The organism is Acetobacter fabarum (assembly GCF_022483405.1).
Lineage (GTDB): Bacteria > Pseudomonadota > Alphaproteobacteria > Acetobacterales > Acetobacteraceae > Acetobacter > Acetobacter fabarum.
Genome location: NZ_JAKVNI010000001.1, coordinates 2279739 through 2299780, shown reverse-complemented (window position 1 = coordinate 2299780; position 20042 = coordinate 2279739). Strand labels below are relative to the sequence as shown.

Genomic DNA, 20042 nt, shown 5'->3' with positions numbered 1-20042 from the left:
CGCGCTGAAGGGTGCAAAGATTCGGCGTGATCGCTTATGGATATAACCGCGTTACGTCCCATCCGTTCCCGTGGTGTTCCCATATGGCCCGATCATGCAGGCGGTATGGGCGTTCCTGCCAGAATTCAAAATGCTGCGGGCTGACCCGGTAGCCCGACCAGTTCGTGGGGCGGGGAATGGGGCCGTTGCCAAATTCCTTTTCTGCGTTTTTCAGGCGCTGTTCAAAAATGTCACGGTCGGCCAGCGGGCGGGACTGGTCGGAGGCAATGGCCCCAAGCTGGGACATACGGCTCCGACTCGCAAAATAGGCGTCCGCTTCTTCGGGGGAGACCGGTGTTATGTTCCCTTCGATTCGGATCTGGCGGCGCAGGCTCTTCCAATGGAACAGCAGGGCCGCACTGGGGTTGGCCTCAAGCTCGCGCCCCTTGCGGCTGAACATGTTGGTGTAAAAGACAAAACCTCTGTGGTCATGCCCTTTAAGCAGAACAATCCGTGCGGAGGGGCGGCCATCGGCTGTGGCCGTGGCGAGCACCATGGCGTTGGGGTCACAGGGTTCTGATTTTTCGGCGTCTTGCATCCATGCGTCAAAGAGTGCGAACGGGTCTGCACTCAGGTCGATCAGAGGATGATCAACAAAGGGGACAGTGGGGGCGGCTGGGTCTGTTTCCGGCATGGTTCGGACTCTTGTCTAAATGTCATGGAAAGGGGCTGCGCGCGCTTTCCTGTGTGATTCCATACTCCTGCCGGATACGAGTTTAAAGCGTGTCCATGCGTGTTTGGGCTTGTTTCACGCGCCGGTGTATGCGACCACGCCTACAGAAAACCCAGAATTTTTTCCGAAACAAGTAGGTTGAGGTTCCCACATGTCTTCTCCCAACGCCGAGCTGCCCGCAAAAGGTACGCTGATGAAGGGCAAAAAAGGTCTGGTGATGGGTGTTGCCAATGACCGCTCTCTTGCATGGGGTATTGCATCCGCAGTGGCCGCACAGGGGGGCGAGCTGGCATTTACCTATCAGGGCGAGGCGTTGGGCAAGCGCGTACAGCCTTTGGCAGAAAGTGTTGGTGCCAAGCTGGTTCTGCCATGCGACGTGACCGATGATGCCGCCATAGACGAAACATTCGCCACGATCGAACGTGAATGGGGCGAGCTTGACTTTGTTGTTCATGCCATTGGCTGGGCAGACAAGCAGTTCCTGCGCGGGCGCTACGTGGACACCCCCCGTGCCGCATTTCTGACCGCGCTGGATATTTCGTGCTACTCCTTCACAGCAGTTGCACGCCGCGCCGCAGGGCTGATGAAGAACGGCGGCTCGCTGCTGACGCTCAGCTACCTGGGGGCAGAGCGTGTTATGCCGCATTACAACGTTATGGGTGTGGCCAAGGCAGCGCTTGAGGCTTCCGTGCGTTACATGGCTGCGGATCTTGGGTCGGATGGTATTCGCGTGAATGCTGTTTCCGCCGGGCCGGTTAAAACGCTTGCCGCCAGCGGTATTGGGGACTTCCGGTATATTCTGAAGTGGAACCAGTACAACGCACCGCTCGAGCGTAATGTGATGCTTGAAGAAGTGGGCGGGGCAGGGCTTTATATGCTCTCCGACCTCTCCCGCGGTGTTACGGGTGAGGTGCACCATGTGGACTGTGGTTACAATATTGTGGGCATGAAAAACCCGACCGCTCCCGATATTTCTGTTGCTGGAGACTAAACACAGCCGTGTCCTACAATACTTTCGGGCATATGTTCCGGGTTACGACGTGGGGCGAAAGCCATGGCCCCGCGATTGGCTGTGTTATTGACGGTTGCCCACCACGCATTGCATTGAGCGAGGCTGATATTCAGCCTTTTCTCGACCGCAGGCGGCCCGGGCAGTCGGCTTTTACCACACAGCGGCAGGAGCCTGACCAGGTTCGTATTCTGTCCGGTGTGTTTGAAGGGCAGACAACGGGGACACCCATCTCCCTGATGATCGAAAACACGGACCAGCGTTCGCGCGATTATGGGGATATTGCCCAGACCTATCGCCCCGGCCACGCAGACCTTGTTTATGACCTGAAATACGGTATCCGCGATTATCGTGGTGGTGGCCGCTCTTCCGCGCGGGAGACGGCTTGCCGCGTTGCTGCGGGGGCTGTTGCCCGCAAGGTGCTGGGGGATGGCGTGCGTGTACGCGGGGCTTTGGTCCAGCTTGGCCCCAAGGATATTGACCGCACCCGCTGGGACTGGGCGGAGGTGGAGCGTAACCCCTTCTTTGCTCCCGACCCCGGAGTGGTGGAAGACTGGGCGGCCTATCTGGCAGCCATCCGCAAGGATGGCTCATCCATTGGTGCCGTGATCGAGATTGTGGCCGAAGGTGTGCCTGCCGGACTGGGTGCCCCCATTTACGGCAAGCTTGATGCGGATATTGCAGCAGCGTTCATGAGCATTAACGCCGTTAAAGGGGTGGAAATAGGCGACGGTTTTGCCTCTGCCTCCCTAACGGGGCCAGAAAATGCCGATGCCCTGTTCATGCGCAACGGCACGCTGGAGTTTGGCTCCAACCATGCCGGAGGCGTGCTGGGGGGTATTTCCAGCGGTCAGCCCGTAGTGGCCCGCTTTGCCGTCAAACCCACCAGTTCCATGCTAACCCCCGTGCCCTCCATTACCAGAGATGGGGTGGAAACACAGGTTATTACCAAAGGCCGGCATGACCCGTGCGTGGGTATTCGGGCTGTTCCTGTGGGGGAAGCCATGATGGCCTGCGTGCTTGCGGACCATCTGCTCCGCCATCGTGGGCAGGTAGGGGGCTAACGCCTCCTACCCGATCAGGGTGGCATCCAGCGTAATGGGTGCCCTGAAGAGCTTGGAAACAGGGCAGCCTTCCTTGGCTTTGTTGGCCAGTTCTGCAAACTGCTGTTGTGTTGCGTTGGGCACTTTGGCCTTGAGGGTCAGGGCGATGGACGTAATTTCAAACCCTCCATCCTTTTTGCTCAGGCTGACATCTGCCTGAGTATCAATGCTGGTGGCAGTGAGCCCCGCATCCCCCAGAATGAGCGACAGGGCCATGGAAAAACAGGCCGCATGGGCAGCGCCCAGAAGTTCTTCAGGGTTTGTGCCGGGTTGCCCTTCAAAGCGGGTATTAAAACCGTAAGGCTGCTGGTTTAGCGCACCACTCTGGGTGGAAACGGTGCCCTTACCGGTTTTGATTGCACCTTCCCAATGGGCGCTACCATGTTTGATAATGCTGCTCATATGCGCTGTATCCGTCTTTATGTTCGCCTGAGTGGTGGTGCAGGCATCGTATTGCACGAACGCCGGGGCGGTAGATAAAGTTCATGCATGGCTGCCTGCTCTCGCAGAGATGAAAAGGCGTTTTGGGCGGAATGTGCCTATACTGCATTTAACAATATGGCTGTGAACGCTCTGTAAAGCCTTGCAAGCAGGGAGGAGTAGGGGCATTCCGGCTTATTATCTTTGGCCCCGTTTCCATGCGCAGACGCGGCGGCGGGCGAGGCTGATAACGCGGAGACCATAATGAGTTCCACCACGACCGATACCGCTTCTTCTGTTGATGTTGTCCTGATCGGCGGCGGCGTCATGAGCGCTACGCTTGGGACATTGCTGCGTCAGCTCCAGCCGGAATGGAGCATCAGCGTTTTTGAGCGTCTGGGCAGCGTTGCGGAAGAAAGCTCCAACGCGTGGAATAATGCAGGGACCGGCCATTCCGCTCTGTGCGAACTGAATTATACCCCGCAGGGGGCCGATGGCACGGTGGATATTTCCAAGGCCGTGGGGGTAAACGAACAGTTCCAGATTTCCCGTCAGTTCTGGTCCTATCTGGTAGAACGCCAGATTATTGTTTCCGCCAAAAACTTTTTAACGCCCGTCCCGCATATGAGTTTTGTGTGGGGGGAGGATAACGTAGCCTTCCTGCGCAAGCGCTACGAGGCACTTTCCCAGCATCCGCTGTTCTCCGGTATGGAATACACGGAAGATACGGCCCAGATCACACAGTGGGCACCGCTGATTATGCGGGACCGCCCTGCCGGGCAGAAGCTGGCTCTGACCCGTAGCCTCAAGGGGACGGATGTCAACTTTGGTGCATTGACCCGCCTGCTGTTTACCTACCTTGCCAGCACCCCGGCCTGCACGCTGCATACGCAGCACGAAGTGAGCGACATTACCCGCAATGGCAGTGATGGCTGGCGGCTGAAAATACGTGACCTGCGGCAAAATACCCAGCGTGAGGTCAATGCCCGCTTTGTCTTTATCGGCAGTGGCGGGGGAGCCCTTTCCCTGCTGCAAAAAACGGGCATACCCGAAGCGCGTGGCATTGGTGGTTTTCCGGTCAGTGGGCAGTTCCTGCGCTGCACCAACCCGGACCTGATTGCCCAGCACCATGCCAAGATTTATGGCAAGGCATCGGTCGGCGCACCGCCCATGTCCGTGCCGCACCTTGATACGCGCATGATTGACGGCAATCCGGCGCTGCTATTTGGCCCGTATGCTGGCTTTTCCACACGCTTTTTGAAGCAGGGCTCTCTTATGGATCTGCCGCTCTCGGTGCGGGCGGATAATATTGGCCCTATGCTGGCCGTTGCGCGGGATAACTGGGCCCTGACCAAATACCTGATCGAGCAGGTCATGCAGACACAGGGTGCGCGGATTAAAGCCTTGCAGGACTTTATTCCCAACGCGCAGGCCAAGGACTGGGAACTGGTTGTTGCAGGCCAGCGGGTGCAGATTATCAAAAAGGACGCTGCCAAAGGTGGTGTTCTGCAATTTGGTACGGAAGTCATTGCCAGTGAGGACGGCTCCGTTGCCGCATTGCTGGGGGCATCTCCGGGCGCATCCACTGCGGCCCCGATCATGCTGAATGTTCTGCAAAAATGCTTCCCCACCAAAATGCCGGAATGGACGGATAAGCTGCGCGAGATCATCCCCTCATTCGGGCAGAAACTCTCCCGGCATCCCGACATGTGTGAGGAAATTTTTGATAAGACAACGCAGGTGCTTGGCCTGACCCAGTAAACTGCGCCCATCCCCCACATGCTGTTTATGTGGGGGATGGCAAGCTTAAAAGCTGCGGTGTTAGTCGGCTATGCTCATATCCGCCCGGTTCCACCAGTTCTGCTGTAAGCTGGTGTTGGGGATAAAGTCAGCCGGGTTGCCTGCAAAACTGACTGTGTTGGTGGGTGTTTCCTCAATACTGAGTTCCGAGCAGCGTAAAACGCCTCCTTCGGCCAGCAGGAAGGCATTGATCTTGGCCATGAGCAGGCAAACCATCAACTCGGTGGTCGGGTCTCCGGGGGTCACCACAATACGTGCGGCGCGTGCGGGCTCATGTGTTTTAAACCACGCCAGAAGCGGGTCGTCCCCGGCTAGCTGGAGCGCGTGGTCCAGTCGTTCATCCACAAAGCGGTGCCAGGTCTGCTTGGCTTTTTGAAACGAGACAGGCATGTTCCCGCGCCCATCCAACCGGGCGAGGCTGGTGGGTTCAAGCCTTACGGTAACAAATTCGTTGTGACCATGGGGCAGGGCGCAGCTTTCGCTGGCACCGTGAATAAGGCGGTGCCCCATGGAAAAGCGGCGTGTAAAAACAAGGTCAGGCATGTTGGTCTTCTGCTATGTAAGCGTCCCATCCCGCGCGGCGGAGCTGGCAGGCGGGGCAGGTACCACAGCCATACCCCCATGCGTGGCGCACGGTACGGTCCCCCATGTAGCAGGTATGGCTCTCATGGTTGATGAGCGTCACCAGAGGTTCCCCGCCCAGTTCGTCTGCTAACGTCCAGGTTTCGGCCTTGTCCAGCCACATCAGGGGAGTGTGCAGGACGTAACGGCTGTCCATACCCAGATTAAGGGCAACCTGCAGGGCCTTTATGGTGTCATCGCGGCAGTCGGGGTAGCCGGAATAATCGGTTTCGCACACACCGGTTACAATGTGGCGCATGCTCCTGCGGGCTGCGAGAGCCGCAGAAAACGTTAAAAAGATCAGGTTACGGCCGGGCACAAATGTATTGGGCAGGCCGTTCTGGGTCATGGCAATTTCGGCATCGCGTGTGAGTGCCGTATCGGAAATATCATTCAGGGCATGCAGGGGGAGCGTATGGTCTGGCCCCAAGCGCTCCTTCCATTGCGGGTTCAGGGCTGCAAGGCCTTCGCGTATGCTCTGGCGGCATTCCAGTTCAATGGCGTGGCGCTGGCCGTAATCAAAGCCCACGGTTTCCACATGTTTGAAGCGCGCCAGAGCCCACGCCAGACAGGTTGCGGAATCCTGCCCGCCGGAAAAAAGCACAAGGGCGGATTCGGTCTGTTCCTTGGAGGACTGGGGCATGATCAGGGTATTCCCGTCAGCTTGTGGGTTTGCAGGGATAACGCCCATCTGGGGTTTTGCAGGCAGTAGGCAATAGCGGCCTGCGTATTGGCTGCCTGCTCCGGGCCATCCATGGGCTGGAGCCAGAAATTGGTAAAATCCAACCCAGCCAGATCCGCCGGGTCAAGCCCGGGCTGGGGGTAAACCAGCTTGAGTTCGGCCCCGCTGGTTTGCACAAGTGGCGCGCCCGCCTTGGGGCTGACGCACAGCCAGTCGATCCCTTCAGGTGCCAGCATGGTGCCGTTACTTTCCACCGCAATTGCAAAGCCTTTGTCGTGCATGGCGGCAATAAGAGGGGCATCAAGCTGGAGCAGCGGTTCTCCCCCGGTAAACACCACAAGGGGGCGCCCGGGAGAGGCGGATGCAGGCCAGAACCCGGCAATGCGTGCGGCCAGATCCGCCGCATTGTGGAACCGGCCGCCCCCGGTCCCATTGGTGCCAATAAAGTCCGTATCGCAAAACTGGCAAACGGCCTGGGCCCGGTCTTCTTCCCGGCCGGACCATAGGTTGCAACCAGTAAAGCGGCAGAACACGGCCACGCGCCCTGCCTGCCCGCCTTCACCTTGCAGGGTAAGAAAAATTTCCTTGACCGAGTAAACCATTTGTAAAGTCTTACAGGCCAATCCCGATCGTATGCATGCCCAGGCTGTCCAGCAGGGCACGGTCACGCTGTGCCTGCGGGTTGGGGGTGGTCAGCAGCCGTTCGCCATAGAAAATGGAGTTGGCACCGGCGAGAAAACACAAGGTCTGTGTTTCATCATTCATGTTCTCACGCCCCGCGGCAAGGCGTACGCGGCTTTTGGGCATGGTAATGCGGGCTGCCGCAATCATGCGCACAAAGTCCAGAGGCCGGACTTCGTCTGCCTTGGCAAGCGGTGTGCCTTCCACGCGGACCAGCAGATTGATGGGTACGCTCTCGGGGTGGGCGGGCATGTTGGCTAGTGCGGCAATCAGGCCCGCGCGGTCAGTCTCGTTCTCGCCCATGCCGACAATGCCGCCACAGCAGACATTGATCCCTGCATCGCGCACATTGGAGAGAGTATCCAGCCGTTCCTGATAAGTGCGGGTGGTGATGATCTGGCCGTAATATTCGGGCGAGGTGTCGATATTATGGTTGTAAAAATCCAGACCTGCCTGCTTGAGCCGCTGGGCTTGGGAATCATCAAGCATTCCAAGCGTTACGCAGGTTTCCATCCCCAGTTCTTTAACGCCTTCAATCATGGCGCAGACTGTTTCCATGTCCCGTTCTTTGGGGGTTCGCCATGCCGCGCCCATGCAAAAGCGGCTGGCCCCTGCGGCCTTGGCTTTTTTTGCTTCGGCCAGCACGTTTTCAATGGCCATAAGCTTTTCAGCTTTTACGCCATCTTCGTGCAGGGCGCTCTGGGGGCAATAGGCGCAATCTTCCGGGCAGCCACCTGTCTTGATCGACAGAAGGGTGGAGATCTGTATCTCAGTCGGATCAAATGTCGCACGGTGTATGGCTTGTGCCTGAAACATCAGTTCCGGGAACGGGAGGTCAAGCAGCGCCTGCACTTCGGCAACGCTCCAGTCATGGCGGATGTCCATTGCTGGAGTGGCAGGGCGGGAAAAGGAGGGCGAACCATCAGGCATGGAATGTGAACCGAACCAGATATGCTAGAGGGAAGTGCAATGCAGCATATCGTGTTTGTACCGTCAAAGCCAGTTTTTAGCAGAGGGACAAAAGGTGCCCGTATGCGCGCCCCATCTTCACACTTCACAACAGGCGCAAAGTGCTTCCATAGTGGCGCCAAGTTCGTTTGAAGACAAAACCCAAGGGTGAACAAGATGACAAAAAAGAACTCGGTTGTAGGGCTGGTGCTGGCCGTGGGTGCGCTGGGAACACTGGGGGCGTGTGAACAACATTACCCGCAGGAGCGCTCGGGCCGTGGGGTCGGGCTTTTGCGTATGCCCAACCCGGCTTCTGTTTACTGCGTGAAAAAAGGCGGTGAACTGAAGATGGAAATGACCGACAAAGGGCAGGTCGGGTACTGCCACCTGCCAGATGGCCGCGTGATTGAGGAATGGGTTCTGTTCCGGCAGGATAATCCGCGGCAGGGGAACTGATTAAGGCTTAAAGCAGATGTCCCGCCCCCCGTTCCCCCCGTTTGATGCCATAAGTGCTGCATCCAAGGCCCGCATGGCTGAAGATGCATGGAACTCTCAGGAGCCGGAAAAAGTGGCTCTGGCGTACACACCGCAGAGCATATGGCGCAATCGGACCGACTTTGTGCATGGCCGGGCAGAAATTATTGCTTTTCTGGCCCGTAAATGGACGGAGGAACTGGATTACAGGCTGATCAAGGAGGTCTGGGCCTTCAAGGATAACCGTATTGCCGTGCGCTTTGCCTACGAATGGCATAACGCGGCGGGGCAGTGGTTTCGGTCTTATGGTAATGAGAACTGGGAGTTTGATGCCGCCGGGCTGATGCAGAACCGGCATGCCTCCATTAACGATCTGGCCATTGCCAGTGCGGACCGCCTGTTCCTCTGGCCCAAAGGCCGCAGGCCGGACGGGCATCCCGGCCTGAGCGAACTGGGGCTGTAGGCCGTAAGGCGCTGCAAAAGCTTTGGTCAGGCTTATGCTCCAAACAGGAGCCTGACCAGTATCAGGCTGGCCCCGACCAGCCCGAGCAGGGACAGAAATACGTTCAGGGCCAGTGGCCTGCCTGCATGCAGCACAGCCCGTAACTCCACGCTCAGGCCAAGTGCCGCCATGGCCATGGTGGTCAGGCAGGTGGCGGTAGTGCTCAGGGGAGTCAGTGCAACATCTGGCACAAGGTCGCATGAGCGGGCGGTCATCATGGCGGCAAAGCCGGTAATATACCAGGGCACCAGCCGGGCGAAGGAGGCGCCATGCGTGGTGGCCTGCCGGGTCTGGCTTGGTTTTGCACAAAACACAGCGAGGGCAAGGCAGACCGGCCCCAGCATGAGCACGCGCATAAGCTTGACCAGTGTGCCAACATGGAGTGCCGTCTGGCCAAAAGGCGCTGCTGCGGCAACAACCTGTGGCACAGCGTAAACGGTTAACCCTGCCAGAACGCCCTGTGCATTGGGGCTGCCCAGCAAGGCTGGTGCCAGCAACGGCAGGCCCAATACCACCACAAGCCCGCCTGCGGCGGTAAAGGCAATGGTGGTGCCTATATCTTCCTCCTTTGCGCCAATAACGGGGGCTGCGGCCATTATGGCGGAGTTTCCACAAATGGCGTTACCGCAGGCAACCAGCAGGAGCTGATGTGTGGGCAACCCCATTGCGCGGCCAATGAGCAGCGTAAAAACCACGCTGAACAAGACAATCCCCATTACCCCTAAGAGCAGCGCGGGACCGGCGCAAAAAACGGCATGCAGACTGAAGGACGCGCCCAGACAGACAATAGCTACGTTTAGCAGAGGCCTGGCGCATAGTCTGATCCCCCCTGTCCATATGGGGCCGGGCGTTTTGATCGCTCTGATCAACACCCCGAGCAAAAGAGCCAGATTAAGGCTTTCCAGCCAGGCTTTGCCCAGCAGATATGTTTCCGCTGTTTCAAGACATATGGCCAGCCCCGAAGCCAGCAGGCAGAGCAGAACACCCGGCCCGGATGCGCGTAAGAAACTGATAAGCTTGAGGGGACGCATACAGTTGGGGGCGGGGTGTGCTGTCATGGTGTTTTTCCTTCTGTCCACCAGAACTTAGGGAAAACCCAATCCATCAATCCAACTCATAGTTTTTGTTATTCTGATCGTAAATAATGATTGGTTATGTTAGGCAATACGGCATGACACTGGAGCAACTCCGTATTTTTGTGGCGGTGGCCGAGCGGGAGCACGTTACGGCCGCCAGCCGCGCCTTGCACGTGACGCAGTCAGCCGTATCCGCCGCCATTGCCGCATTGGAAGAGCGCCATGGTGTCAAGCTGTTCCATCGGGTGGGGCGTGGAATAGCGCTGACAGAAGCCGGGCGACTGTTTCTGCCCGAAGCCCGTGCGGTTCTGGCTCGCGCCACTATGGCGCAAACCGTGCTGGAGGAGGTGGGCGGGCTTAAACGGGGCAAACTGCGCCTTGTCGCCAGCCAGACCATTGCCGCTTACTGGTTGCCGCCCATTCTGGTCACATTCCGTCGGCTTTACCCCGATATTGAGGTGGAACTGGCAATCAGTAACACTCTGGACGCCGCAGCCCGTGTGCGGGATGGAGACGCGGAACTTGGAGTTGTTGAAGGTCTGGTGGACGACCCCGCTCTGGCGCAATGGCCAATAGGGGAAGACCACCTGACAATTATTCAGGCTGATGCGGAGCTTCCCCACAAAATCAGTCGGGACTGGCTTTGCGCCGCGCAGTGGGTCATGCGGGAGGAGGGATCTGGCACCCGTGCGGCATTGGAGGACTACCTCGCACAGTTCGGGGTTGCGCCGCAGGATATGACCATAAGCCTCGTTCTTCCCTCGAACGAAGCAGTCCGTACAGCCATAGAAGCCGGGGCAGGGATAGGGGCGTTGTCCTCGCTGGTTGTCGCTCCCGCGTTGCTGGCGGGCACGCTCCATGCTGTGCCGCAGGACGTGAAACCCCGCTCATTTTACGGTCTGCGGCATAAGGAACGCTACCGGAGCCGTGCCGCAGATGCTTTGCTGGACCTTATCAAGCAGTAACACGCAATGGAATGACTGCTGTAGGCAGGGGTGTTTTTAGGCGAAATCAGTCGCCCCAACCTGTTTTGGGGCATAACGGTGGGGACATATCTGTGCTAGGTAAGCGTCGTCTCCAACTACCCCGCGTATGCGCATTGCGGTGGATGAAACCGGAAAATTGAAGATGACAGCTCTGCCGACTTTCAGTGATGTGGTTGCGGCTTCGGCCCGGATCAAAGGGCAGGCTCATCGCACACCTGTTCTGAGGTCACGCTACCTGAATGCGCTGAGCGGTGTTGAACTGTTCTTTAAAGCCGAGAATTTCCAGCGGGTTGGGGCCTTCAAGTTTCGGGGGGCCACAAACGCGATTTTGGCTCTACCCGAAGATGTGCGGCAGAAAGGCATTATTGCGTTTTCGTCTGGTAACCATGCTCAGGCCATAGCCTGCGCCGCGCGTGAGGCCGGAGTGCCTGCCGTAATTGTCATGCCCGAAGATGCCCCCGCCGTAAAACTGGCCGCAACGCGGGGCTACGGCGCGGAGGTTGTGACCTATGACCGCTATTCCCAGGACCGGGAAGAAATTGCGGCACGCCTTGTGGCCGAACGGGGTGGAACGCTGCTGCCATCTTTCAATCACCCGGACATTATTGCCGGGCAGGGCACGGCAGCACTGGAACTTATGGAGGAAACAGGACCGCTGGATGCCTTGTTCGTGCCTGTTGGGGGCGGCGGTCTGGCTTCGGGCTGCGCGCTTGTCGCGCATGAAGTGGCACCCGATTGTGCGGTAATAGGGGTGGAGCCTGCAGCGGGGGATGATGCCCGGCAATCCATGGCCGCGGGGCATATCGTAAAAATTGCCGCACCGCGTACAATTGCAGATGGCGCGCAAACAACAAGCGTGGGTAACATAACATTTGCACTCATGCAGCGCTATGTCCGCGACATTGTGACGGTGGACGATGCCGCTTTGGCCGCCACCATGCGTTTGCTGGCAGAGCGGATGAAAATTATAGTGGAACCCACTGGCTGCCTTGCTCCGGCAGCGGCCCTTGCCGCAGCCCCGCAATGGCAGGGGCGGCGTGTGGGTGTACTTTTGTCGGGCGGGAACATCGATATTACCCGATTTGCCCAGCTTGTAGGTTAAGAGGCATGGATATAGAACTTGAGCCTTGGTTAAGGTCGTGCACCACAATAGTATTATCGCATCACACCGATGACGATATTCTTGATATGTTCCCGCGCCTGAAAAACCTTGGTGCGAGCGCATTTGGTGAAGATGCCGATACTTTTGGTGAAACGCTGTACGATGTTATTCACGATGAACCGTACACGCGGGATCTGACGTTTAAAGTTCAGACAGTTCACGAATTAAAGACATTGCTGGCATACAGCAAAGAGGACTTGCAGCGGGTCAGTTCGGTTGTGCTGGGTATAGACCCGACAGCTAAGGTTACAGATCCCCCTGACTGGGGTGATTTGCCCAACCTGTGGGCATTCTGGTGTGCGGTCCTGTTTAGTTTCCAGAATGATCCTGAAGTGGAAGCGGGAAAAGAGATTGATCTGGAGCCGCTCAACCACTTGGGGGCGGGTGGTTATGTGCTGTCCAACCATGTTGCTCTGTCGGATGAACGCATCGCATATCGCTTTACCGTGGAAAAACGGCCGGCTGTCTCATGCTTCGCATCGGCGAAAGAAGCGGAGGATGTGATTGGCCGGGTGCTCCATGAAAACGGCCATAAGATTGATAATTGGCTCAAGACCGCGAGAAAGGGAGCCAAGCTGGAGGTCGAAGGGCGCGTCTCGGAAGAAGGGGCGTTTATTGTCCGTGCCACAGACCGGGAGCGCAGGCGCGCACGATCCATACAAATTGTTATAGTCAATGAAGAATGGAACGGACTGGTCTATTATATCCACACGTTTAGGCTTTATTAAGTCTGGTATTTTCCTGTTTTGCTGGTGTTTGAGGCTGATGTGGTCAAAGGATATTGAAAAGTCTGACCACATTGGAAATTCAGGGCAGGAAGATGCGGAGCAATCCCATGGGATGGGTAGTCCTGCACACATTTGAATCTGCTTCCCAAGATAAACTGTGACGAAAAAATCAGTCCTAACGAGGGGAGGAGGGGTATCAGTGCGGGAGGGGGGCTGTGGATCTGGTCTTTTTGTTCCATTTTGGGCAATCGCAACCTCGCAATTCCAGCAGCTTATGCCTGTGATGGCTTTCCGGTGCAGGATGATGCGGAGTGAGGCTATGGCAGGAAGGATATTTCCGCCCCGCAAAATGGGATTGTCCAAATTTTATGCGCACAGCCAAATATCGCATAAGATATATTATGCCAACAAAAATGGGTGCGCAAATGGGATACTGCGGATCGTTTGTGGTGTTCATGTATGCACATCAGATAGGCCTGAAAACCCGGAATTTGGCGTCGAGTATCCTGTCTTTTGGCTTAACTCTGCCCTGATAAGTGATCGTTCCGATGGATTGAGAGGCATTTCAATTGTTGTTGGCGGTGTACTGGCCGAGATTTGGCCATATCAAGCGTCCAGACAATGTCCTCGCCCTTGCTGGTGAATAAGCCGTGGTTGCAAGTTGATGGTGCGTTGTCCGGTTAGCGTCCCGGAGCAGGCTTGAGGGCGCCAATTGCACAAAATAAAATAGTGCAATGTGGTGCGTGATGGGGAGGATTGTCTATTTTTATATGTTGTTTTTGCGGAAATATATCTATAAGGAGTAGTTATATAAGGTTCTGTCATTCACTGTGATGGGTTGTGGATATTTTGTCTTCTGACAATACAGGTGTTATCGAGCAGTTGCGTGCCGTGCAGGATGACCCCGTTCGTCTGCTGCGCACGGCCCATGCTCTGCTGGGGGACCGGCTGGCGGTTATGTCGTCCTTTGGTGCGGAATCCGCCCTACTGCTCGCCTTTGTAGCGGAGGCTGAACGCGACATGAGGGTGCTGTTCCTTAATACGGGCAAGCACTTCCCCCAGACACTCACATACCGGCGCGAGCTGGCCGACGTGTTGGGGTTGAGTAATGTTGAGGATATTGGCCCGTCCCCCGAACAGGTCAGCGATCGTGACCCAACGGGAGAGCTCTGGGCCTTTGACCCCGATGCCTGCTGCAAACTGCGCAAGGTAGAGCCGCTGAATGTTGCCTCCTTGCCGTACGACGTGCTGGTAACCGGCCGCAAGCGTGGGCAAGCCGCAACACGCGCGGCAATGGAGATTGTGGAAGAGCGTGGCGATGGCCAGATCCGCATCAATCCGCTGGCCTTCTGGAGTGCGCAGGATATTGCTGCAGAAATGCAGCGCCGCGCCTTGCCACCGCACCCGCTGGTGGCCGAGGGATATTTATCCATTGGGTGTGCGCCATGCACGCGTCCGGTGGATGGGCATGAAGATGCCCGGTCAGGCCGCTGGTCTGGCCTGAACAAAACCGAATGTGGGATTCACGTCGCAGGATAACCTGCCGTGCCGCATTCTAAAACATCAGCCTTACCCGTTAAAACTACAGGGTCGTGGAACATGGATCATCTTGATCAACTGGAAGCTCAGAGCGTTTTTATTCTGCGGGAGGCTTATCGTAAGCTAAAGCCGCTTGCCATGCTGTGGTCATTGGGGAAGGACTCCAATGTTATGGTCTGGCTGGCCAAAAAGGCGTTCCTCGGGCGCGTCCCCTTCCCTGTCATGCATGTGGATACGGGTAAAAAATTCCCCGAAATGTACCAGTTCCGGGACGAATATACCAAAAAATGGGAACTGGACCTGCTGCTGGGTGATTGCCCGCCGGTAGAGGAAATGGACCCCTCCCTGCCGCCTGCTGCCCGTTCTGCCGCCCGCAAGACCGCTGGTCTTGCCGCCATGATCGAAAAGCACAAATTGCAGGGTGTTATTGCCGGTATCCGCCGTGATGAGCAGGGCACCCGTGCGAAGGAACGCGTGTTCAGCCCGCGTGGTGCAAGCCATAAATGGGATATTCGCAACCAGCCGCCCGAATTCTGGGACCAGTATGCCACCCCGCACGAGGAAGGTATGCATATCCGTGTGCATCCGCTCCTGTCCTGGCGCGAGATTGACATCTGGCGTTACATTGAGCGTGAAGGCATTCCGCTGGTTGACCTGTATTTTGCTAAAAACGGCAAGCGTTACCGCTCTCTGGGTGATGCGGACATTACCTCCCCCGTGGAAAGCAATGCCGCAACTCTGGCAGAAGTTATTGCAGAGCTGGAAACAACCAAAACGTCTGAGCGTTCGGGCCGGGCCATGGACCATGAATCCGAAGATGCCTTTGAACGCCTGCGCGTGGCTGGTTATCTCTGATAGAGCGTGGATCGGAAAAAACGAAAATGAGTGATACGATTTCTTCCTCTCAGGATGCCGCAACCCCTATCGTTATCGTGGGGCATGTTGACCACGGCAAATCCACGCTTATCGGGCGTCTTTTGCATGACACGGATAACCTGCAGGACGGCAAGGTTGCCCAGATCATTGAATCCTCCAAAAAGCGCGGCCTGAAGATTGAATGGAGCTTCCTGCTCGATTCCTTGCAGATCGAGCGTGATCAGGGCGTTACGGTTGATTCTACCCGTATTCCCTTCCGGCTTGGTTCGCGCGAATACGTTATTGTGGATGCTCCCGGCCACCGCCAGTTCCTGCGGAACATGATCACCGGTGCGGCCGATGCAGAGGCCGCCGTGCTGGTGGTGGATGCCGTGGAAGGTGCGCGTGAGCAGACCCGCCGCCACGCCATGCTGCTGCACCTGATCGGGATCAGGCATGTTATTGTTCTGCTCAACAAGGTGGACCTGCTTGAGTTCGATCAGGCCAAGGTTGAAGCTGTTGAGGTTTCGGTTAACGAACTTCTGGGCAAGCTGGGGCTGGAAGCCGCCTATTTTGTTCCTGCCTCCGCCCGGGATGGGGACAACATTGCCAGCCGCTCCGACCGTATGCCCTGGTACAACGGCCCAACCCTGACCGAAGCACTGGCACGTGTGCCCACGCCCGCTTCCCGCTCGGAACTGGCGCTGCGCCTGCCCGTGCAGGACGTTTATCGCTTTGGGGATAAGCGTTACGTGGCTGGCCGTATTGAGCGTGGCCGGGTGCGTGTGGGCGATACGGTTGTTATTGGTACCCAGAAAACCCCTGCCCGCATTGCCTCGATTGAAGGCTGGCACACTGCCCCGCATGTGAGTGCTTCGGCAGGCCAGTCCATTGCGGTTACGCTGGAGCCGGACGTTATTCCCGATCGGGGCGATCTGCTGCACCATGTGGACACCCCGCCCACTCAGGCATCGCGCGTGCGGACCCGCCTGTTCTGGCTGCGGCAGGAGCCTTTGCGTGTGGGCGAGAGCTTCCGCCTGCGGCTGGCCACGGCCGAACATGCGGTGACTGTCACCAGCATTGAGTCCGTTGTTAATCTGGACGACCTGACCATGCACCCCGGCACGGAAGTGCCACCCGAAGGCTTTGCTGAAATCACGCTTGCCGCAGCAGAGAACATTCAGTTCGATGCCTTTGCTCCGGGCACGCCGGACGGGCGTGGTGTTCTGGTGGACCTGCAGCAGCGCATTGTAGGGGGTGCTCCCCTTATTGGCCCGGCAGAAATTGCCGTGGGCGATAAAGCCATTCACCCAAGTGCTAGTGCTGTGACCACGCAGGACCGCCAGCGCGTTAAGGGCCATAAAGGCAGTGTGTTCTGGCTTACCGGGCTGTCGGGTGCAGGTAAAAGCACGCTGGCACGGGCTGCAGAAAATGCTCTGTTTGCCGCAGGTGTGGACGTGAGCGTGCTGGATGGGGACACACTGCGTGCAGGGCTGTGCAAGGACCTTGGCTTTGCCGAAGCCGACCGGACCGAAAACGTGCGCCGTGCGGCAGAAGTTGCGCGTATTCTGCGCGATGCCGGGCAGGTGGTGCTGGTTGCCCTGATTTCCCCCCTGCGCTCGGACCGCGAACTGGCTCGCCAGATTATTGGTGAAGGGTTTGAGGAAGTGTTTGTGGATGCCGATCTGGGCACCTGCGAACAGCGTGACCCCAAAGGCCTGTATGCTGCGGCCCGTGCAGGGAAAATTAGCGGCTTTACCGGCATTGATGCTCCGTATGAAGCCCCACAGGCCCCTGCCCTGCGTGTGGCAACCGGCAATGGGAGCGTGGAAAAAGCGGTCTCCCAGCTTGTTTCCTTCGTGGAAGGCAGTGTGCGTTCCGGTGGCAGCGCCCGCGCACGGTCCTGATATTATAGCAAGAATGGCCGCTGCGGCATAAAGGTCGTGGCGGCCACTTTTCAGGCGCTCTTGTTCGCCTGTAAGGTACGATTTTTAAAAGGTGGGCAGGCAGATATATGAGTGCCATGTCATGACTCTGTCGCGTCTTGCTTTTTTTAGGGCTGGCGGCTCTGCCCTGCCCGGCTACAGGCTGTCGCTCACGCTAACATTGGCGTGGACGGGCTTTTTTATCATTCTGCCTCTTTCTACCCTGCTGGTTTATCCGTGGCAGGGTGGCACAGGCTCCATGCTGTCTGCCTTGCATGACAGTCGCATGCTGGCGGCATTGTGGACGAGTTTTTCGTGCGCGGCTATTGCCGCAGCATGCAACATACCATGCGGGTTGCTGCTGGCCTGGGCTCTGGCGCGGGGTAACCTGCCGGGGCACCGTCTGGCAGATGCGCTGATCGACCTGCCGCTGGCCCTGCCTACGGCCGTTTCAGGCATTACGCTTGCAACGCTCTATGGGCCGCACGGGTGGCTGGGGTCCCTGCTGGCGGTTTTCGGGGTCAGTGTTTCCTACAACAAGGCTGGCATTGTGCTGGCGCTTATGTTCGTGGGGCTGCCCTTTGTGGTGCGTGCAGTGGAGCCGGTCCTGCGCAACCTGCCGCAGGAACTGGAGGAAGCTGCACATCTGCTGGGGGCAAGGCCATGGCAGATTTTTGTGCGCATTATTGCCGCCCCCGTTCTGCCCGCGCTCATAACCGGGTTTGGTCTGGCTTTTGCCCGTGGCATTGGGGAATACGGGTCCGTTATTTTTATTGCGGGTAACCAGCCGTTTAAAAGCGAAATCGCACCTCTGCTGATCGTGGTCAGGTTGCAGGAGTTTGATTATCCGGGTGCTACCGCCATTGCCCTTGTGCTGTTGTGCGTCTCACTTCTTTCGCTCGCACTGATCGGTGGTGTGCGCCGTCGCTTTGCCGTGTGGAGTGAACCAGCATGACCCGTTATGTGGTATGGGCTGCAAGCTGGCTTTTTATTCTTGTCGTGCTTGTGACCCCCCCGGCACTGGTGCTGACCGAAGCGCTCAAGGATGGCGTTGGGGCCTCTCTGGCCACGTTGTCCGACCCCGATGCACAGGCTGCTATCTGGCTGACACTGCGCGTGAGTGTTGTGGCTGTTGTACTCAATACCCTCTTTGGTATTCTGGCAGCGTGGGTGCTGGTCAAGTTCCGCTTTCCGGGGCGGCAGTTCCTGCAAATTCTGGTGGAACTGCCGCTGAGCATTTCGCCCGTTGTTTCGGGGCTTGTCTGGTTGCTGCTGTTTGGTGCCCAGGGGTGGTTTGGGCCGCTGCTGGAGCGGTGGAATATCCATATCGCTTTTGCCGTGCCGGGTATTATTCTGGCCACATTGTTTGTAACGCTGCCTTATGTCGTACGCACGGTCATGCCGGTCATGGAGGTGCAGGGGCGAGATGCGGAGGAAGCTGCTGTTCTGGCGGGAGCCGGGTTCTGGCAGGTTCTGTGGCATGTCACCCTGCCGGGTGTACGCGGGGCTCTGCTTTCCGGCGTGTTGCTGACAACTGCCCGTGCTCTGGGGGAGTTCGGGGCGGTATCAGTCGTGTCCGGCCATATCCCGGGTGAGACGGAAACCATGCCGTTGCATATTGAAAATCTTTATAACGGCTACCAGTCGGTCGCGGCCTTTACCATGGCCGCTTTGCTGGCGCTTATGGCCATGAGTGCGGTTCTGCTCAGGTCCGCACCGGAATGGCTTGCAAGGTTGCAGGAGAAAAAGGCGTGAGTATTGAGGTCTGCAATCTGGTTCGTCTGGTTCCGGGCGCGCGGCAGCCATTGCTGGATAACGTGTCCCTCAAAGTGCCCGATGGCGCGTTTGTTGCTCTGGTCGGGCCTTCGGGGGCTGGCAAAACAACCTTGCTGCGCGCCATAGCCGGGCTGGATAACTGCAGCAGTGGGTCCATCCTGCTGGATGATAACCCCATGACCAGCGTAAAGGACCGTGCGGGCCGCATGGGGTTTGTGTTCCAGAACTATGCCCTGTTCCCGCATATGACGGTCGCGCGCAACATTGCCTTTGGGCTGGATGTGCAACCCCGTGCGGAGCGCCCTGCCCGCGCCCAGATTGCCCGGCGGGTGGAAGAACTGCTGGAACTGATGCAATTGCAGGGCATGGGGGGCAAGCACCCTGCCAAGCTGTCGGGTGGTCAACGGCAGCGTGTGGCACTCGCGCGCGCGCTGGCAACAGGGCCGCGTGTTCTGCTACTGGACGAACCTTTTGGTGCGCTGGACCCCATTGTACGCCGTTCTATCCGGACATGGCTGCGTGAACTGCATGATACGCTGGGCCTGACCACCATTCTGGTCACGCATGATCAGGAAGAAGCCCTTGAGGTGGCGGACCGTATTGTGGTCATGCAATCCGGTAGAATTGTGCAGGATGCCTCCCCCATGGATCTGGATGAGCAACCCGCGACTGAATTTGTGATGGAGTTTCTGGGGGAAGCCGTGTCTTTCTCCGGGGAAGTCCGGCATGGCCGCATGATCCCGGATGACGCGCTGGTCCTGCCTTTTGCCGTTCCCGAGGGTGTGACAGACGGTCCTGCCGTTGCCATGATCCGCCCGTATGAAATGAACATACAAAAGCCGGCATCGGAACAGGATGTGCTGAGCATTTACGCAGCCCCCCGGGGTACGCGGAATGGCTACAGGCATTATACGCTCCAGCTTGGGGAGCGGGTTGTGCCGTTTTATCGCCCGGTGGATGAGGCCGATGTGCAGGTGCAGGGTGTCGCGCTGGACATCAGCCGTTCCCGCCTGTTCCGTCAGGGACTATTGTGTGCATGATAC

Annotated in this window: 21 protein-coding genes and 1 pseudogene; 15 read left to right on the top strand and 7 right to left on the bottom strand. The window is 57.7% G+C overall.

Annotation, left to right across the window (positions count from 1 at the left end):
* Positions 1–34 precede the first annotated feature (34 nt).
* Positions 35–673, bottom strand: a complete 639-nt coding sequence (pdxH, locus tag LKE65_RS10725; RefSeq protein ID WP_165924938.1) for a pyridoxamine 5'-phosphate oxidase — start codon at positions 671–673, stop codon at positions 35–37.
* Positions 674–863: 190 nt separating this feature from the next.
* Between pdxH and fabI the strand changes: the two genes are divergently transcribed.
* A complete protein-coding gene (fabI, locus tag LKE65_RS10720; protein WP_086645918.1) occupies positions 864–1703 on the top strand; it encodes an enoyl-ACP reductase FabI in 840 nt (279 codons plus the stop codon).
* A gap of 8 nt (positions 1704–1711) precedes the next feature.
* Positions 1712–2785, top strand: a complete 1074-nt coding sequence (gene aroC, locus LKE65_RS10715) for a chorismate synthase (RefSeq protein WP_086645919.1) — start codon at positions 1712–1714, stop codon at positions 2783–2785.
* Between the two features lie 6 nt (positions 2786–2791).
* On the opposite strand, the gene LKE65_RS10710 is transcribed toward aroC, so the two are convergent.
* Complete coding sequence (locus tag LKE65_RS10710) at positions 2792–3226, bottom strand: OsmC family protein (protein WP_165924937.1); 435 nt, start codon at positions 3224–3226, stop codon at positions 2792–2794.
* Between the two features lie 279 nt (positions 3227–3505).
* Here LKE65_RS10710 and LKE65_RS10705 point away from each other — a divergent pair, with 279 nt between their 5' ends.
* Complete coding sequence (locus tag LKE65_RS10705) at positions 3506–5005, top strand: malate:quinone oxidoreductase (protein WP_255375215.1); 1500 nt, start codon at positions 3506–3508, stop codon at positions 5003–5005.
* 60 nt (positions 5006–5065) lie between these two features.
* Here LKE65_RS10705 and LKE65_RS10700 read toward each other — a convergent pair whose 3' ends face one another.
* Genes LKE65_RS10700 through bioB form a run of 4 tightly spaced genes read right to left on the bottom strand, consistent with a single transcriptional unit; the run spans position 5066 to position 7958 of the window.
* Positions 5066–5587 carry a 6-pyruvoyl trahydropterin synthase family protein gene (locus LKE65_RS10700; protein ID WP_278741323.1) on the bottom strand — a complete coding sequence of 174 codons (522 nt, stop codon included), beginning with the start codon at positions 5585–5587 and terminating at the stop codon, positions 5066–5068.
* Entirely contained in the window at positions 5580–6308 is a 729-nt protein-coding gene (gene queC, locus LKE65_RS10695) for a 7-cyano-7-deazaguanine synthase QueC (protein ID WP_278741322.1), read from the bottom strand. Before queC ends, LKE65_RS10700 begins: the two co-directional genes overlap by 8 nt.
* 2 nt (positions 6309–6310) lie before the next feature.
* Complete coding sequence (gene queE / locus LKE65_RS10690) at positions 6311–6949, bottom strand: 7-carboxy-7-deazaguanine synthase (RefSeq protein ID WP_278741321.1); 639 nt, start codon at positions 6947–6949, stop codon at positions 6311–6313.
* 10 nt (positions 6950–6959) lie between these two features.
* Positions 6960–7958, bottom strand: coding sequence for a biotin synthase BioB (gene bioB, locus LKE65_RS10685; protein ID WP_086645924.1), 999 nt, complete (start codon positions 7956–7958; stop codon positions 6960–6962).
* Positions 7959–8153: 195 nt separating this feature from the next.
* Between bioB and LKE65_RS10680 the strand changes: the two genes are divergently transcribed.
* Together LKE65_RS10680 and LKE65_RS10675 are read left to right on the top strand one after the other, a co-directional pair.
* Positions 8154–8432 (top strand): putative hemolysin, encoded by a 279-nt coding sequence (locus LKE65_RS10680; RefSeq protein ID WP_086645925.1) that lies wholly within the window; start codon positions 8154–8156, stop codon positions 8430–8432.
* Between the two features lie 16 nt (positions 8433–8448).
* A complete protein-coding gene (locus LKE65_RS10675; RefSeq protein WP_165924933.1) occupies positions 8449–8913 on the top strand; it encodes a nuclear transport factor 2 family protein in 465 nt (154 codons plus the stop codon).
* A gap of 32 nt (positions 8914–8945) precedes the next feature.
* Here the strand turns inward: LKE65_RS10675 and LKE65_RS10670 are convergent, their stop codons facing one another.
* Positions 8946–10010 carry a YeiH family protein gene (locus LKE65_RS10670; RefSeq protein WP_278741320.1) on the bottom strand — a complete coding sequence of 355 codons (1065 nt, stop codon included), beginning with the start codon at positions 10008–10010 and terminating at the stop codon, positions 8946–8948.
* Positions 10011–10096: 86 nt separating this feature from the next.
* Here LKE65_RS10670 and LKE65_RS10665 point away from each other — a divergent pair, with 86 nt between their 5' ends.
* The 10 genes and pseudogenes from LKE65_RS10665 (at position 10097) to LKE65_RS10625 (ending at position 20039) form a co-directional block, all read left to right on the top strand.
* Positions 10097–10993, top strand: a complete 897-nt coding sequence (locus LKE65_RS10665) for a LysR substrate-binding domain-containing protein (protein ID WP_434734879.1) — start codon at positions 10097–10099, stop codon at positions 10991–10993.
* Between the two features lie 163 nt (positions 10994–11156).
* Positions 11157–12116, top strand: a complete 960-nt coding sequence (locus tag LKE65_RS10660; protein WP_095349146.1) for a threo-3-hydroxy-L-aspartate ammonia-lyase — start codon at positions 11157–11159, stop codon at positions 12114–12116.
* An 86-nt stretch (positions 12117–12202) separates the two neighbouring features.
* Positions 12203–12532, top strand: a pseudogene (locus LKE65_RS13580) (hypothetical protein); the annotation flags it as partial.
* Complete coding sequence (locus tag LKE65_RS13575; RefSeq protein ID WP_408744102.1) at positions 12509–12904, top strand: RNase A-like domain-containing protein; 396 nt, start codon at positions 12509–12511, stop codon at positions 12902–12904. The pseudogene LKE65_RS13580 and the gene LKE65_RS13575, both read left to right, overlap by 24 nt.
* 840 nt (positions 12905–13744) lie before the next feature.
* Positions 13745–14443, top strand: a complete 699-nt coding sequence (locus LKE65_RS10650) for a phosphoadenylyl-sulfate reductase (protein WP_341461192.1) — start codon at positions 13745–13747, stop codon at positions 14441–14443.
* A gap of 60 nt (positions 14444–14503) precedes the next feature.
* The gene (gene cysD, locus LKE65_RS10645) at positions 14504–15298 is read left to right on the top strand and encodes a sulfate adenylyltransferase subunit CysD (RefSeq protein ID WP_048853880.1); all 795 of its coding nucleotides are present in this window, start codon (positions 14504–14506) and stop codon (positions 15296–15298) included.
* Positions 15299–15324: 26 nt separating this feature from the next.
* Positions 15325–17205 carry an adenylyl-sulfate kinase gene (gene cysC / locus LKE65_RS10640; RefSeq protein ID WP_086645930.1) on the top strand — a complete coding sequence of 627 codons (1881 nt, stop codon included), beginning with the start codon at positions 15325–15327 and terminating at the stop codon, positions 17203–17205.
* A gap of 121 nt (positions 17206–17326) precedes the next feature.
* Positions 17327–18178, top strand: a complete 852-nt coding sequence (gene cysT, locus LKE65_RS10635) for a sulfate ABC transporter permease subunit CysT (protein WP_086645931.1) — start codon at positions 17327–17329, stop codon at positions 18176–18178.
* Entirely contained in the window at positions 18175–18978 is an 804-nt protein-coding gene (locus LKE65_RS10630) for a sulfate ABC transporter permease (RefSeq protein WP_086645932.1), read from the top strand. The genes cysT and LKE65_RS10630 overlap by 4 nt, the downstream gene beginning before the upstream one ends.
* The gene (locus tag LKE65_RS10625; protein ID WP_095348861.1) at positions 18975–20039 is read left to right on the top strand and encodes a sulfate/molybdate ABC transporter ATP-binding protein; all 1065 of its coding nucleotides are present in this window, start codon (positions 18975–18977) and stop codon (positions 20037–20039) included. Before LKE65_RS10630 ends, LKE65_RS10625 begins: the two co-directional genes overlap by 4 nt.
* The last annotated feature ends 3 nt before the right edge of the window (positions 20040–20042 follow it).

Excerpts from the sequence above, each read along its gene's own strand:
- pdxH (WP_165924938.1), bottom strand. The coding sequence starts at position 673 with ATGCCGGAAACAGACCCAGCCGCCCCCACTGTCCCCTTTGTTGATCAT.
- fabI (WP_086645918.1), top strand. The coding sequence starts at position 864 with ATGTCTTCTCCCAACGCCGAGCTGCCCGCAAAAGGTACGCTGATGAAG.
- LKE65_RS10710 (WP_165924937.1), bottom strand. The coding sequence starts at position 3,226 with ATGAGCAGCATTATCAAACATGGTAGCGCCCATTGGGAAGGTGCAATC.
- LKE65_RS10700 (WP_278741323.1), bottom strand. The coding sequence starts at position 5,587 with ATGCCTGACCTTGTTTTTACACGCCGCTTTTCCATGGGGCACCGCCTT.
- queC (WP_278741322.1), bottom strand. The coding sequence starts at position 6,308 with ATGCCCCAGTCCTCCAAGGAACAGACCGAATCCGCCCTTGTGCTTTTT.
- queE (WP_278741321.1), bottom strand. The coding sequence starts at position 6,949 with ATGGTTTACTCGGTCAAGGAAATTTTTCTTACCCTGCAAGGTGAAGGC.
- bioB (WP_086645924.1), bottom strand. The coding sequence starts at position 7,958 with ATGCCTGATGGTTCGCCCTCCTTTTCCCGCCCTGCCACTCCAGCAATG.
- LKE65_RS10680 (WP_086645925.1), top strand. The coding sequence starts at position 8,154 with ATGACAAAAAAGAACTCGGTTGTAGGGCTGGTGCTGGCCGTGGGTGCG.
- LKE65_RS10675 (WP_165924933.1), top strand. The coding sequence starts at position 8,449 with ATGTCCCGCCCCCCGTTCCCCCCGTTTGATGCCATAAGTGCTGCATCC.
- LKE65_RS10670 (WP_278741320.1), bottom strand. The coding sequence starts at position 10,010 with ATGACAGCACACCCCGCCCCCAACTGTATGCGTCCCCTCAAGCTTATC.
- LKE65_RS10665 (WP_434734879.1), top strand. The coding sequence starts at position 10,097 with ATGATTGGTTATGTTAGGCAATACGGCATGACACTGGAGCAACTCCGT.
- LKE65_RS10660 (WP_095349146.1), top strand. The coding sequence starts at position 11,157 with ATGACAGCTCTGCCGACTTTCAGTGATGTGGTTGCGGCTTCGGCCCGG.
- cysD (WP_048853880.1), top strand. The coding sequence starts at position 14,504 with ATGGATCATCTTGATCAACTGGAAGCTCAGAGCGTTTTTATTCTGCGG.
- cysC (WP_086645930.1), top strand. The coding sequence starts at position 15,325 with ATGAGTGATACGATTTCTTCCTCTCAGGATGCCGCAACCCCTATCGTT.
- cysT (WP_086645931.1), top strand. The coding sequence starts at position 17,327 with ATGACTCTGTCGCGTCTTGCTTTTTTTAGGGCTGGCGGCTCTGCCCTG.
- LKE65_RS10630 (WP_086645932.1), top strand. The coding sequence starts at position 18,175 with ATGACCCGTTATGTGGTATGGGCTGCAAGCTGGCTTTTTATTCTTGTC.